The sequence below is a fragment of the Christensenellaceae bacterium 44-20 genome, assembly GCA_041223705.1.
In the GTDB taxonomy this organism is placed as follows: domain Bacteria; phylum Bacillota; class Clostridia; order Christensenellales; family Christensenellaceae; genus QANA01.
The window spans coordinates 426,346-440,919 of record JBCLQU010000001.1 but is presented as its reverse complement, the minus strand read 5'-3'; the positions used below and the strand labels follow the sequence as shown (position 1 = coordinate 440,919).

Annotated in this window: 11 protein-coding genes; 3 read left to right on the top strand and 8 right to left on the bottom strand. The window is 55.0% G+C overall.

What is annotated here, in order from left to right:
- Positions 1-25 precede the first annotated feature (25 nt).
- On the bottom strand, positions 26-2,713 hold the full coding sequence (locus tag AALG83_02365; protein ID MEY8382001.1) for a calcium-translocating P-type ATPase, PMCA-type: 2,688 nt from the start codon (positions 2,711-2,713) through the stop codon (positions 26-28).
- A gap of 327 nt (positions 2,714-3,040) precedes the next feature.
- On the opposite strand from AALG83_02365, the gene AALG83_02360 reads away from it, so the two are divergent.
- Positions 3,041-4,447: a solute carrier family 23 protein gene (locus tag AALG83_02360; protein MEY8382000.1), complete on the top strand. Its 1,407-nt coding sequence runs from the start codon at positions 3,041-3,043 to the stop codon at positions 4,445-4,447.
- A gap of 83 nt (positions 4,448-4,530) precedes the next feature.
- Here the strand turns inward: AALG83_02360 and AALG83_02355 are convergent, their stop codons facing one another.
- Together AALG83_02355 and AALG83_02350 are read right to left on the bottom strand one after the other, a co-directional pair.
- Positions 4,531-6,180 (bottom strand): recombinase family protein, encoded by a 1,650-nt coding sequence (locus tag AALG83_02355; GenBank protein MEY8381999.1) that lies wholly within the window; start codon positions 6,178-6,180, stop codon positions 4,531-4,533.
- Positions 6,181-6,250: 70 nt separating this feature from the next.
- Positions 6,251-6,430, bottom strand: coding sequence for a hypothetical protein (locus tag AALG83_02350; GenBank protein MEY8381998.1), 180 nt, complete (start codon positions 6,428-6,430; stop codon positions 6,251-6,253).
- A gap of 241 nt (positions 6,431-6,671) precedes the next feature.
- On the opposite strand from AALG83_02350, the gene AALG83_02345 reads away from it, so the two are divergent.
- Together AALG83_02345 and AALG83_02340 are read left to right on the top strand one after the other, a co-directional pair.
- A complete protein-coding gene (locus AALG83_02345) occupies positions 6,672-7,790 on the top strand; it encodes a hypothetical protein (GenBank protein MEY8381997.1) in 1,119 nt (372 codons plus the stop codon).
- A 396-nt stretch (positions 7,791-8,186) separates the two neighbouring features.
- Complete coding sequence (locus AALG83_02340; GenBank protein MEY8381996.1) at positions 8,187-8,465, top strand: hypothetical protein; 279 nt, start codon at positions 8,187-8,189, stop codon at positions 8,463-8,465.
- A gap of 33 nt (positions 8,466-8,498) precedes the next feature.
- Here the strand turns inward: AALG83_02340 and AALG83_02335 are convergent, their stop codons facing one another.
- From AALG83_02335 to AALG83_02315, 5 genes are all read right to left on the bottom strand, one after another.
- Positions 8,499-10,013, bottom strand: coding sequence for a relaxase/mobilization nuclease domain-containing protein (locus AALG83_02335; GenBank protein ID MEY8381995.1), 1,515 nt, complete (start codon positions 10,011-10,013; stop codon positions 8,499-8,501).
- Entirely contained in the window at positions 10,013-10,456 is a 444-nt protein-coding gene (gene mobC, locus AALG83_02330; GenBank protein ID MEY8381994.1) for a plasmid mobilization relaxosome protein MobC, read from the bottom strand. Before mobC ends, AALG83_02335 begins: the two co-directional genes overlap by 1 nt.
- Before the next feature lie 281 nt (positions 10,457-10,737).
- Positions 10,738-11,079: a hypothetical protein gene (locus AALG83_02325; protein ID MEY8381993.1), complete on the bottom strand. Its 342-nt coding sequence runs from the start codon at positions 11,077-11,079 to the stop codon at positions 10,738-10,740.
- A 16-nt stretch (positions 11,080-11,095) separates the two neighbouring features.
- Positions 11,096-12,904 carry a phage/plasmid primase, P4 family gene (locus AALG83_02320; protein ID MEY8381992.1) on the bottom strand — a complete coding sequence of 603 codons (1,809 nt, stop codon included), beginning with the start codon at positions 12,902-12,904 and terminating at the stop codon, positions 11,096-11,098.
- 12 nt (positions 12,905-12,916) lie between these two features.
- On the bottom strand, positions 12,917-13,195 hold the full coding sequence (locus tag AALG83_02315; GenBank protein ID MEY8381991.1) for an excisionase: 279 nt from the start codon (positions 13,193-13,195) through the stop codon (positions 12,917-12,919).
- Positions 13,196-14,574 lie beyond the last annotated feature (1,379 nt).

Below are 14,574 nucleotides of genomic sequence, written 5' to 3'. Positions count from 1 at the left end.
CATGCAGGCTTCTTTTTTTGGTTTCTTATGTATAGCGCCGCATGGGCTTCCTCGCCATTTTTTTGCGCCGCCCCGCTTTTTGCATACCGGATTTCCTCCAGGAGCTGCAAAAGGCTTTGCGCATCAAATCAGCCGGTAAAATGAGCATGGAGATGAGCAAGGTCAGCCGCATTTCTCTGACGCTCAGGCCAACCGTCCTGAAGAGCGGGCCTCCAAAATACACCATGAGAATCTGAATTAGGATGACGGACACCATGATGAATAAAAAGGCCATATTCCTGCGCAGGTTGGCAAATAGATTGAGCCTGGGCGTTCTCGCATTGAAAGCGTTGAAAACGCCGCTAAAGATAAAGAGCGTAAAGAACGCAGTCAGGAAAGGCAGCTGGCTTTGGCTATATCCAAAGAAGTCTTTCATTGCGGCAGAACACAGGAAGAACAGACACAAGGCAACGGTAAAAATCCCGTCAAAGAGGATCTGGTGTGTCATAGAGCGATTGAGCACAGGCTCTTCCCGCCGTTTGGGCGCCTCTCTCATAAATTCGGGCAGCGGCGGCTCCCCGGAAAAGGCCATGCCAGCCAGCGTATCCATGATAATGTTGATCCAAAGCATCTGCATCACCGTAACCGGCGTATCAATTCCAATAAATGGCCCAATGATGGAAACGCTGACGGCGCAGAGGTTCATGGTCAGCTGGTAGACCAGGAATTTGCGGATGCTTTTGAAGATCGTGCGCCCATAGAGAACCGCTTTGGCGATGGATGCGATGTTGTTATCCAAGATGACGATATCGCTGGCTTCTTTGGCAACCTCCGTCCCGCTTCCCATGGCGAAGCCAACATCTGCCCGCTTGAGCGCCGGAGCATCGTTCATGCCGTCTCCCGTCATTCCTACAACAAGCCCCGCCTCCTGCGCAATGCGCACCAGCCTGCTCTTGTCGGATGGCAGAGCCCGGGCGACAACGCGGATATTTTTCAAACAGAGGCTGAGCTGTGCATCCGTCATCTGGGCAATCTCATCACTGGTCAGCACAGCTTTTTCCTTGTGAAGCCCCATGATCCCCAGTTTGGAAGCGATTGAGACAGCGGTTTTTCTGTTGTCTCCCGTGATCATGACAAACTGGATGCCTGCATTTTCTATCTCTCTCACCGCACCCTTGGCCTCCGGGCGCAAGTCGTCCAAAATGCCAACCAGCCCAAGCAAAGCTAGGTTCTCAAAATCACCCTTTTCCGAAACAGCCGAACTGGAGATAGCCAGCGCCAGCACGCGCATCCCGAGCTCTGTGAGCGCATCCCATTTTTTCTGTATCTTTTCTTTGGAAAGCGGGCAGTATTTTCCCTCCGCATCCAGATACCGCGTGCAGTGATCCAGAATCTTTTCCGGCGCGCCTTTGATAAAATAGAGCCGCTCCTGGCCGCGCTGCACCTCTGCAACCGAGAATTTGCGGCTGCTGTCAAAGGGAATCTGCGAGATCTTCTGGTATCCTTCCGGCGCCCCTGCCGGAAGCACCCAGTTGAGCAGCGCGCGGTCCGTCGCATTGCCGCCCAGCGCGCCCCCTTCCGAGCGCGAGCTGGCAGAGTTGAAAACGCTGCTGAGCAGCACCTTCTCTTTGAGCGCTCCTGCCTGCTCCAGCGCCTGGAAGCTGGCATATTCCTTTCCATCGCCTGAGACAAACTGCGAAACCTGCAAAATGCCTTTTGTGATTGTCCCTGTTTTATCCGAAAAAAGAAGGTTCAGGCTCCCGGAAGTCTCAATTCCAACGAGTTTGCGCACCAGGACATTGTCTTTCAGCATGCGCCGCATGTTGGCCGAAAGCACGATGGTGATCATCATGGGCAGCCCTTCTGGAACAGCCACAACCACTACTGTAATCGAAAGCGTCAGCGCATGGAGCACCTGATCGATGAGCCAAGGCAGGTTCTGCATCGCCGCCAGCATCTGGTTCCACTGCATCCCATAGTCCATATAGAGCGAATGGAAGAGATCCGCAAAGCCCACCAAAATGGCTGCTGCCATTCCAATATGGCTGAGTATCTTGGCCAGATGGTTCAGGCGGACGCGCAGCGGGCTTTCCCTGGTTTCTTCCTGCATTTCCAGCGCCATGCTGCCATACATTGTATGCTGGCCCACCATGCAGACTTCCATCACGCCTTCGCCGTCCGTTACAATGCTGCCCCTGAAAAGCTGGTGCTGGGCAGATAAGCTCCACTGCCCTTTTCTGCGTCCCGGCTTTTTCTCTGCCTCCTTGCTTTCCCCGTTCAGCGCGGCCTGGTTCACCATCAGCTCGCCCGAATGAAGGACACCGTCTGCCGGAATGCGCTCTCCCCTTTCCAGAAGAACGAAATCGCCCACGACAATTTCCCCAATCGGAATATTTGCCAAAGCGCCATCCCGGATCACCCGGCAATGAATTTGCTCTGCCTCGGCCTGCATTTTCTCAAACGCCGCTTCGCTTCCATATTCCGAAAGCGTCGAGACAAACGTCGCCAGAAAGACTGCAACCGCAATTCCCACCGATTCATACCAGTCTGCCGTTTTGATCAGCATCACCACATTGACGCACAGTGCGGCCAACAGAATCTTAATGAGCGGATCCCCAAAGTTGCTCAAAAACTGGCGGAAAAATCCCCGCTTCTTTTTGTGCGGCAGAGTGTTTTGTCCATGCTCTTTGCGAGAGCGCTCGACTTCCTCGGCGCTTAGCCCATGTAAGGCCATATAATTCTTGGATGAAAGCATCTTTTGTTCTCTCCTTCACGCAGCTTGTTACTCATCTATATGCGTTTCACAGGTTTGTTATCACACAAAAGGCGAATTGTTTTCTAGGCCGCATGCGCTTTGAGGGAAGCGTATTTTCCCTCCAGGGCTTTCCAACTGCTTTTCTTATGTTTACAAATTGTTCATTTTATAGTATTCTGGCATTAGCTGTTTCATTGCCAGAAAAATACTGTTTCTCCCAAAAGCTGACAACTTGATTTCTTTCTCATTTGGCATGGCTTTTCTGAGTATTTGGCATGAAAATATTCAAACAAAGGAGAACCTCTTATGTCCAAAAAGAACCAAGTTATTGGCTACTTGCCGGATGAGCGCCCGCCGTTTTTTAAACTGCTGCTCTATGCAATCCAGCAAGTCATCGTCATGTTCCCGGCCACGGTAACAGTCGCTCTGCTCACGGGATTCCATATCTCAACGACGATTTTCGCAAGCGGTCTCGCGACGCTGTGCTTTTTGCTCATCACGGGCAAAAAACTCCCGCTCTACTATGGCTCGAGCTTTTCCTATCTGGCCGCAATCGGCAGTTTGATGGCCAGCGAAGCGCTTGTCGGCGCATCGCTGGATGAGAAGATCGCTGTGGCGCAGTTTGGCATTATCATGTCTGGCTTCGTCTCCATCGCCGCCGGCCTCATCGTCAACCGCTTCGGCAAAAACGCCGTGGAAAAGGCCCTGCCCGCCAGCGTTACTGGCCCCATCGCCATGATCATCGGCCTGACGCTTGCCGGAAACGCGCTGGGCGATGCGACTTCTGCCGTCGTCGATGCCAGCACAGGCGCAGCAGCGGCCGGGGATCCGCAGCTGGTCTCCAATATGGCGTTGCTTGTCGCCCTCATTACGCTGATCTCCACGATTCTCTTCTCGGTCTATCTCAAAGGCGTGCTGGGCCAGCTTCCTCTGCTGCTCGGCCCCATCGTAGGCTGTGTCGCCGCGCTCATCATCTCGCTCACAACCGGCGTCAACCTCTTCAAACAGGTTCCGGCAGATGTCGCAAGCGCCGGCGTTTTCGCGCTCCCGCATATCACGCTGCCCAAGCCTTCCTGGATGGCTGTTGCGGCAATTATGCCCGTCGCCCTGGCGACCATTCCGGAATCCACCGCGCATGTTTATCAGCTTGATATTTACGTCAACGACCTGGCCAAAAAGAAAGGCTCCGAAAAGCGCTACGACATCGAGAGCAAGCTTGGCCTTAACCTGATCGGCGACGGCATTGGCGATATGGTCGCCGGCGCCATCGGCGGGCCTGGCGGCACCAACTACGGCGAAAATATCAGCGCCATGGCCATCACCAAGGTCTTCTCCATCCCGGTGCTGATGGCCGCGGCTGTCATCGCAATGGTCATTTCCTGCTTTACGCCCCTTGTCGGCGCTATCTACTCCATCCCAACGGCGGTCATCGGCGGCCTTGAGATTTTCCTCTTTGGCGCTATTGCGGCACAGGGCGTCGCCATCATGATCGATAAGAATGTCGATATGTTCAGCTCTAAGAATATTGCTGTCATCGCGTCTATCATGATCATCGGCCTCGGCGGGCAGTATGCGTTTGGCGGCAATATTCCGTTCTTTGGCATAGAGGTTCCCTGCGTGGCAGGCGCTGCCATTTTCGGCATTTTGCTGAACCTGCTTTTGAGCATTGGCTCCAAGAAGAAAAAGGATGATGCTCCGGCAGACGCTGAATAAATTCAAAATAAAAGAAGCCTCCGCATTGCGGAGGCTTCTTTTTTTAGACTTTTGCAGAAAGAGAGATACGGCGTGCGCTCACCTTAAATTTTACCGATGATATTGACGATCATAATAAAAAAAGGAACTAGCGGCGCTAAAAGTTCGCATAGTTCCCACTTGGTGGAGCCTAAGGGGAAGCAGTCGAACTCGGCGGCTTCCCCTTTAACAAAAGGGTCGCCGTCCGCTCCTTTCAGCATATCCCACGTGATTTCGGTCTTATCCTCCGAATACCACGAGGTCACGACCAGCTTCTCGTCGTAGAGATAAATCTTATCGACGAAATATTCCAATATCTTATCGCGCGTCTCCGGGTTGTCGAAGTCCGCGTGAAGGAACTTCTCGAAGTACGCCTTGATGCTGTGCTCGTCCTCGCACAGCGAGACCTTGACGTTCTCGGCCTGTATCGCGTCGTTCAGGGATGCCTTCTGCGCCTCAAGCTGGTTCAGGCGCTCTATGAGGGTGTCGCTGAGCGCACCGCCCTCGATTGCCTTCATCAGGTTCGCGATACCCTTCTCTACCTCCTTGCGCTTCGCCTCCAGACCTTCGAGGTACCCCGTCTCCTTGTAATGCTCCTTGTAGTACACGGCGGCGTCCACCGCAAGGGACATCAGGTTCTCCGAGTCGTCGATGATGTACCTCAGGACGTCGGTCACGAGGTCCTCAATCCAGTCCTTCTTGACCTTCTTCTTCGCGCACAGCTTCTTCCGCTGGGCGGAGCAATAGTAGTAGTAATACGTGCGCCCCGTCTTGCTCGTGCCCGAGACACCTTGCATCGTCTCCCCACACTCGCCGCAGTACAGCTTCCCGGTCAGCCAGTAGCGAGGAGCGCCATCCTCATCCATTCCTCGCGCCCTCTGGGAACCCTTGCGCTTGTTCTCGGCGAGGCGCTTCTGCGCCCTGTCGAACGTCTCCCCGTCGACCAGAGCGGGCATCCCGCCGGGAACGACGAACTCGCCGTGCCTGTACTCGCCGATGTACGCGCGGTTCTTGAGCATCCTGTGCATCGTCTTCACACCGAAGGGGTTACCCCTCGACGTACGCAGACCGGCCTCGTTGAACTCGTCGCAGATGGACTGCATGGGTTCTCCTTCGGCGTACTTCGCGAACATCAACTGCACGAACGGCGCGGTATCGGGGTCTATGACGTACTTGCGCCTCTTGTCCACCTTCTCCGTCTTGAAGCCGAACACCTTATGGCCGTTGAAGTTCGCGTGCTCGGCGTTGAAGTCCATCCCTCGTTGGATGTGCACGGACAGGTTCCGGCTGTAATACTCCGCCAGAGCCTCCATCAGCCCCTCGATGAGGATTCCCTCGGCGGTATCCGTCGGAATGTTCTCCGCCAGCAGGTGTATCTCGCACCCCGCGTCGCGAATCGTCTTCTTCGCCATCGCCAGCACGTACTTATCGCGACCCAGACGGTCGGTCTTCCACGCGATGAGGGTGTTCGGACGGATTTTTGCGACCTCCGACAGCATAAGCTGGAATCCCGGACGGTCTTCCTTCGTGCCGGATATGGCCGCGTCCTCGTACTCTCGGACGATTTTCAGCCCGTGCGCGTCCGCCCATTCGTGGGCAAGCTCGCGCTGCTGTTCGATGCTCGCCTCGTTCTGCGAGTGGGAGGAGTAGCGGTAGTACGCGATGGCGAGGTTGTTGTCGTTGAGCTTTGATTTCTTTCTCGCCAAATGAATCACCTCCATTCGTTTAGACACTTTCTATTTCAATCTCAATTGATTAAATGCTTTTTGATTCGTCCGCAAATGCTCAATTTGTGCTTTCTTCCGACTTGTCGGAACAATGCTCCTTCACCCACCCGTGGATGATTGCCGCGATGGTCGTGTTCCTCTCTGCCGCCATAATCTTCAGCTTTCTCTTGTCCTCCACCGTTATGGAAAGCGAGAGAATCGTCCTCTCGGGGGCGGCTCCACTCTTGGTCCCATCCATCCGTACTCCCTCCCTAGGTAAACTTTATATAATTATATAATTGCAACGCAAGAGTGTCAATCTCCGGCGGGAGGCACCGGACAGCGTGATGATGTGCGCCGACCGGGAAATCCCTTGATTTACGTGCAGATTTTATATATAATTATATAATAATATGTTGGATTTTGCTCTGACAATGAGGTGCGGCCTGCCGCACCAAAAGTGAGAGTGGCAGCTTACACATAAAAGGAGGTTCTTTCATATGACTCTAACACCGACCGTCAAGCGCCTGCTTGCCGTGACGGCGTCCCTCGCCATGGCTTTATCACTGGCCGCATGCGGAACCGCTAAAACGGGGGAAGAAGCGCCGGGCCATCGAATCACATTGACCATCACGGCCGACAAGGGCTGGGACGAGAATTCCACGCCTGCCATCGTCCACATCAAGGGGCTTGATGAGGACAACGCTTCCGTTGACTTCTATCACGCCGTGAAGGCTGATAAGGACGGGAACAAGGGCACATCCAAAGTGGAAGTTGACAAGGGACGCTACGACATCGATGTCATCAGCCCTGTCAATAAGGACGGCTCAGCTTACGAGTTGTTCGACACAGGCGATGCGACAGAGGTCGCAATCTCCGACGAACAGGACGAAGTCACTGTCGACTGCCAGATGACCTTCATCTCCGCAGACAAGGTGACGGACGATATGCTCAAGGCAATCGTGACCGACACGAAGACCGCCGTTGAAAACGGCGACTCCACCCTCAAGGGTGACAACGGAAAGGCTATCCTCGACAAGCTCGATAGCAACGTGAACGCCAACCCGAACGCCTCTGACGAGACGAAGGAAGACGCTTCCAAAGCCGACGAGGAAGTCAATGTCGACAGCGAACCTGCCGACACTACCAGCAAGCCTGCTGACAAGCCTTCCGACGGAAACGCCAACTCTTCCAGCTCCAACTCTGGAAGTTCCAACACTGGAAACTCTGGAAACAGCAACTCCAGCTCTGGCTCTTCCAGCAACACTGGAAACTCCAGCGGTTCCGACAAGCCGAGCAAACCTGCTCACCAGCATTCGTGGAAACAGCACACCGCACAGAAGTGGGTATCCAACATGGTGACGGTTCCCGACTATGAAACTCAGAAAGTATATGTGGGAACTCGCTACACCTTCGCCTATGACGGTTACACCACTATGAGTGCGGCTGACGCCGACAACCATTCAATGGAACTCATCCTCGCAGGTGTCCCAGACAACTACCGCTCAGAAGATATCTACGAGAAGAAACAGGTTCAGGTCGGTTCCCATCAGGAAGACCATGGTCACAACGAGACCTATGTCGACTACGAATACTGCGACTGCGGTGCCCGCCGTTAATCGCAACCGTCCATACCACGGCTATGCCAGACCCCTCACGGGGAACGGCATAGCCGTATTTTTTTTTCAATTCTCCGCCACAGGCGGTACGGCGGATACCCGCCAGACTATCGCGATACGACTCACGGCACAGGCGAAGACGCCTGAGACCCTCCGAGGGGCTTTCTGAAGCCCACCGTTCCAACATTCCTAGACCCCTTTCGGAACGTTTTTCGGGAATCGTCCCGTAGACGAGCCGAAGTCGATTTTTCGACGTTTCCGCCTCTTCCGGGAAAAGACCCTTGAAAGGTCTTTCCCAAGCCCATCCCAAGCCCACCCGCGCTCTCGACCGCCGATATGCCTTCGGCATCGGGTCGGCACGCGAAGGAGAAGGCCCGAAAGAAAAGGAGACGCGAAATGAACGGCTACGGTATCGAGACCTATGCGGACTTGGCCAAAACGGTCGGCGGGATGGTCCTCGCCAACGAGATGGCGCATCGTCCGCTGGAACTCGTGAGCGGGGATTTCGCACCATGGGACGAGATATTCCAGTGGTACATCATCAGCTACCCCGACTTCCTGATGGAGCACACGGACGAGCCGGTGTTCCATGACGAGGAACTCGACCTGTACGTCTGGGGAATCACCCATTTCGGTACAGGCTGGGACTGCGTGCCCGCCCCCGAGATTCACTGAGAATGACGGTTCCCGCAAGGGAGCCGTCATTTTTTACTCCCCGAGGTACTTGTCCTCGTCGCGCACGCGCTCCGTCGCCTCGGCCGTCTGCTGCATCTTCGGCGTGACGCCGCGATGCTTGACGGTGCGGGCGGCCTCGTTGTCCAGAGCCTCCTCGGCGGCCTTCAGGCGCTTCTCGGCGTCCCACATGTTGCCGCGCGATTCGTAGAGACGACGCTCGGCGTCCTCCTGCATCCTGCGGCGCTGGTCCTCCATGAACTGGAGCATCATCATGCGGAACATCCGGGCCATCATGTCCGACATCATGCGGGAGACGGGGTCGGTCCCGGTCCTGCTCGCCAGCGTGTACAGCCCGAATCCCATCGCGAGGCTCGGGCAGGCTCCCTTCAGGGCGTCTCGTGCCTCCTTGGAATCGCGGAACTCCCTGCGGGCGTGTTCCACATCGGCGCGGAGCTGGGCGAGGGCGTCTTCCGGGTCGTTCTCTGCATTCGCGAGCGCCTCGTACTGCTCCCCGGCGATAGGCATGCCCTCGCTCTTCCTGCGGCGGGCGTACACGCTCTTCAAATCGGAGGCCATGTCCTTTACGTCGGACTCGCTCGGTTCGTACATGTCGGAATCATGCTGGGCCGGGGAATCCTGCTGCGTATCCTCCATGCCGACCGTCTGGGAATCCTGCTTCGGAACTGGAGATGTCTCCAATGCCTCACGGGCCTGCTGTCCCTGCTTCTCCTCGAAGAACCGCTCGACGCCTTCCTTCGTCAGGTCGTCTGCGAGATTCGAGGCGCGGCGCTTTCGGGTCCTTCGCTTCGGACCCCATTCGTCCCGCATCCTGTAAGACCATCCGACGGACTTCTCGCCCGTCTTCTTGTCGACTTTCGATGTCTCATTGAGGGTCACTCCGGCGAACGCAAGACGCTGCTTGAAATCATCAATATCGCTGGCGTCGTCCCTTGCTTTTGCCACCGCATCGCCGAGATGTCGGTCGAAGGAATCGTGCTCGAACGAGTCCCGTTTCTCCGCCCATGTCGACTTGTCCTTGTCCGCTCCTATCACGGACAGGCCCCACTCGCGGCTCAGCTCGTCGTTCACCGCCTGCACGCGCGGGGCGAACAGGCTCGTGTCCTCTTTATTTATGACTTGTCCGGTGCGGCAATCGTGGTTCGCGATTGTCGCGTGGGCGTGGACGCATCCGCCCTCGCCGTCCACGTGCATTGTCACCCAACACGGGGAGTCGGGGGCGAGTTCATGGCAGAGCAGGTAGGCGTGCTCCATGCCCCTCTGCACATCGTCGGGATTGCCCGGATTCAACTCGTCGAGCGCCCACGAGACGCGAAGCTCGTAACCCTCGTTGACCATGTTCGGATGGACGGCATGAAGCCCGTTGCAGTACGCGATGAACTCACCTCGGGAGGGCATGTCGCCCATCTGGGCGGCGATGCGGTCCGTCCCGTTTTGCAGGTGGTCGCGTCTGCGCTTTCCCTCTCCGAACTCGGTGTAGGACATGCGACCCCGCACGTCGGGCAATGCCTGCACATACGTCGTCGACATCAGACATCACCTCCCGTGATTCCGCCATGCAAATCGGCTCGAAGCCCCTTGACCTCGTCCGACAATCCGTCGATGGATTCCCGCAGGCTCTCGAACGCCTTCTTGTCCGGTTCCATCTTGATTTCCTCAAGCATGCCCATCCCTTTCACGCGGGCGTTGAAGGCCCGCGCAATCTGGTTGATGTTCACGCCGATTCGGTTCAGTTCCATCAGCATCCGGTCGAGCTGCGGAGTGTCCGCAACGACCTCGTGCTCCGTGTGGGGACCGGCGGAACCGTACAGCGCGCCCCGCAGATAATTCGAGCGCGTGCGTCCGCCTCTCTTCCCATCCAGAAGGGCAAGCTCCTCGGCGTTCATGCGCACCTGAATAACAGTCTCGCGACGGTCCTTCTTGTAGCGCTGGCGGGTCGCCTTGCCGCTTCTCTTCTCAACTTCTTTTGCCATGCAAAACACCTCCTTGTTCGCAATCCAAATGCGATGCGCATTTCTCGTCGCACTTTGCTGCAATCTGCGAAACGGGGAAGGGAGCAAGCATTGACCATGTACGTACAAAATGCGAATATCGCATTTTTCCCGCCATGGTCAGCTTGCGAGGGGGCGGCGAAGCCGTCCCCTTCGAACCCCCGAATCTGTCCCCTCCGACTCAACATGTTCTGTCCAACAGAACAACGCGACCGAATGTCGGACACGGGGACGACTCCCCATGTCCGAACCTCCGGCGCGTTTTAATCGAAGGGGCGGCGCTCGGGATTGAATCCCTCGACGCCGAGAGAACCGCGGCCGCCGTCCGGAGAATCGGCGTCGCCCGCAGGTTCGCGCACGACTGCGTTCGGGTCGCCATCGGAAGGATTTCCGCCATTTCCATGTCCGGCGTCCCTGTGCAGCGTCTTGACGAACGCGAGCACCTCCTCGGCGGAACCCATTTCCTTCACTTCGGGGAAGACCGCCACGAGGGCATCTGCGTACGCCTTGGTCTTCGCAGCCTGCTTCTCGCGGCGCAGCTTCTTCGCCTGAGCCTCAAGCTCACGCGCCTTCTTGTCTATGTCATCGAATCTCTTGATAGCCATAATCAATCACTCCTTATCAATCTGAATCTGTCTCTTTGCTTGCGGTCGTTTCTCCGGACACCATGTACGCGGGGACCGACCCCACCTTGTTCCGCACATAGCCTCGATAGCTGTCCTTCACCTCGGGCTGCGCCAGACGCATCTTGTCGCTTCCCCGGTAGTCGTGATTCATCCACTCCTGCACCTGATATTCGAGAATCAGCATCTCGGGGACATCCATCCGGTTCGCCGAGCGGACCTTGTCCTGCAACTGCCATCCGTATTCCGGTGCAATCAGTTCGAGCGAGGAATAGAAGGAGTTCCGGCTCAGCATCTTTCCCTGAGGGACGTTCGTCTGAAACCAGTAGCGGTACAAATCGTATAGAAACTTGCAAGGGAGCAGGTCCCATGCGGCTTTGTCGAACACCTCGTCCGCGAACTGGCGAAGAGGGTCGTTGTCGACTCGGAACACGTCCAGCGACTTCTCGGATGCTTCGGGAACGCTGAACTCGTCGAAATCCATCTCGTACAAGGTGTGGAACAGGACGTATTCGAGGACATCCTTTCGTCCCAGATAATCGTCCTTGATGTACTTGCGCTCGCAGCCCTCGAAGCGCTTCTCGAACGGAATCACGAGCAATCGCCTGTACATGGATTCCGACTTGTCCTTGAGCTTCGGAATCTCGTTCACGCATTGAATCATCAACCCACGGAAAAGGCACGGCATTGGAGCCTTGTACTTGCGGTTGAGCAGGAACGGGTCTCCCGTGATGACCGACTTGAGCGTGGCAGCCTTGTCGATATACGTTCCGACATCGTTCTCGTCCGTGATAATCGCCTGTACGCGGGTAAGCTCCTCAAGCATGAAATCCTGCCCGAAATCCTTCAGAGGAATCGAGGCCCAAGAGCCTTTCCCGAGCAGGTTCCGGACGAGGGCGCAGAACGTGCCCTTTCCGTTGTTGCCCTGAGTGGAGTACAGCCAGACGGATTTGTTCCACGGCATGTTCGGACGCAGGGAAGCCCCCAGCACCTCCCAGAGAACCTTGACCACCTCGGGGTCGTCGGAAAGCTCCTCCATCCACGAGACCACGTCCCAATCCGTTCCGTCTTGGTCGTTATGGATGACCGGATTCCGGGCGTTCGGGACGAAATCCACGTTCGACTTGCTGGTGAACACGTACTTCGGGTCGAAATCCAGCAGAATCTTGTTCTCGTAGTCGAAGATTCCGTTGTTCACGGGAACGAGTGCCTTGTCTTTGCAAGGCTCCACCTTCGGCACGAGGACGCGCAGCTTGTTCTCGGTGTTGCGCATGTCCACATCGCTGATTCCCGGGTGGAGAGCCGTAATCAACCTCCGGACCGTCTCGGTGCGGGTGTCGTACAGCCCTCGCCGTTCCCCGTGGGATTGGTAGACCCCCACATCGAAATTCCCGTCGCCCTCCTGACCGTTCAGGCGGATTCCGACCGCGTGGTACAGGCGAATTATCACGCTCGCCACCTGCCAAGGCGTCAGAGCCTTCAGTTTCCGTACGCGGTCAGCAGGGGCTTTCGCGTTCGGGTACGCGTCCTTGATGGGCGCTCCCATAGGGGCGTTCGGGTCGCGGGGACCGAGGTTGTATTCCTCGATTGCGTTGTTGGTCGCCTGAAGAAGCTCCGCCTCGATGCTCTCGAACGGCAGGTCGGCGTCCTCGTCGAGACCGTCCAGATAATCGTCCGTGACCGCCTTGAGCAGTCCGTTGTATGTTAAGTCTTGAAATTCGCTCATATCTGTGCTATCATTAATATAATTAAATGGTACCGTCCCGTAAGCGTCGCCAGCGCCGGGGCGGTTTTCTTTTTGCCTCATAACCTCACCTCCTTAATGAATCCCGTGAGACACCAGATATTTCTCGAACGTCTCGCGGTGAATACGGCGACTTCGAATCGTGTCAGTCATCACCACGAAGTCCGCGTCATCGGCCTTCATCAGCGAACGCACGCGCCCGATTCCTATTTCGAACAGGGTCGACGCCTCGGCACTCGTCAGGAACGGCTTCGCCTTCAGAGCCGTGATGTAGGCCGCGTATTCCTCCATCGTCAGCTCGCTCCCGCCGAGAATCTTCTTCGTGAACCCCTTCTTCTGTTTTGCATTTGCCATAAAGCAACCTCCTTTTTTTCTGCCTATAAACGCAAAAAAGCGGCGAACCAGAATCCAGCAATCAAGCTGAAATCTGATTCGCCGCTCGTCACGTTCGTGCGATTGCCGTCCTATTTGGACGGGTAGACGCTGTTGCCTCCCGCATCGGCTCGTCAGACCGACGCAGTTTCGAGGGCGGACCCTCATCGGCTTCCTCCCGAGCCTAAGGCTCGGTCTCAGATAGGCTCACGTCGGTATATCCCGGCCGCTATCCATCGGCAATCATGTCGCGAATTTATGCATATATTATACAACACAAAATGACGGAAAGCAATACCAAACATCACATACCAGCAGGTCAGGGGCATGTCTAACACTATTTCCCGCCATAAATGAGCAGAAACAGTATGCAAAAAAATCGCAGTACAGGGGGAAGAGGGGTGCTCTCAGGTAAATGTTCCAGTTTTGTTCCACTTTTGTTCCAGTTTTTTCAGGCAAAATGGAACGCTGATTTCCCGATGGTTCTCGACCCGAAACGCCGTTGTTCCAATTGTTCCAGTTTTTTTCAACAAACTTTTTTATATATACGGATTTCTCTTTTTTCTTCTCGCGTAAATAAAGGTTTATAAAAAAGTGGAACAAATGGAACAATCGAAGAAATGCCCCGAGAATATGCGGGTTTCGTCTGTTCCAATTTTGTTTTGAGAAATGGAACAAGATTTTTCAAATCGGGCTGGAACACCGAGAAAATGCGGGAAATGTCTGTTCCAACTTTTTTGGAACAAAATGGAACAACAATACCTTGAGCACGTCACCCTTCCCATGTACCCAGTCCATAAAGCGCATCGAGCGAAGCGAGATGCAGGTTGTGCTCTTACATTCTTTTCAGAACGTCCTCAAAGCCGTTTTAGGGCACAGAAAAGCCCGAAGGGTAACAAGTACCTCCTCGGGCTTAAAACGTCTTAAAACGCAAAATACGATGTCAGAAAAACGAAAAGGGGACACCCTAAAGGGCATCCCCAAATCTATACACAAGCGCGAACTCATTCTTGATGAAGAAGAGTTCGACGCTTCCTCTTTTGGTGGAGCCGAGGGGAGTCGAACCCAACGAAGCAAGTTATAGCTATGTATAAAATGTGCCCAAAAGCGCATGGTTAAGGCTTTTCTTCCTTACTCATAAATGCTCAACTTATATACAAAAATAAAAAGTGCACCAAATCACGGCTTTAGTTTGGTCATTAAGACTAACAATTATTTTTTGCTATAAGCCAAGGTTTCTTTTTCGAGCAATTTTTATTATCTTATACTATCGCAAAGTTCTAAAATGTAATTCTCATCCTTTATATCCATTTGGATAATATCGTTGAGGTCATTATTGTTATATGCAAGCGCAAATCCCG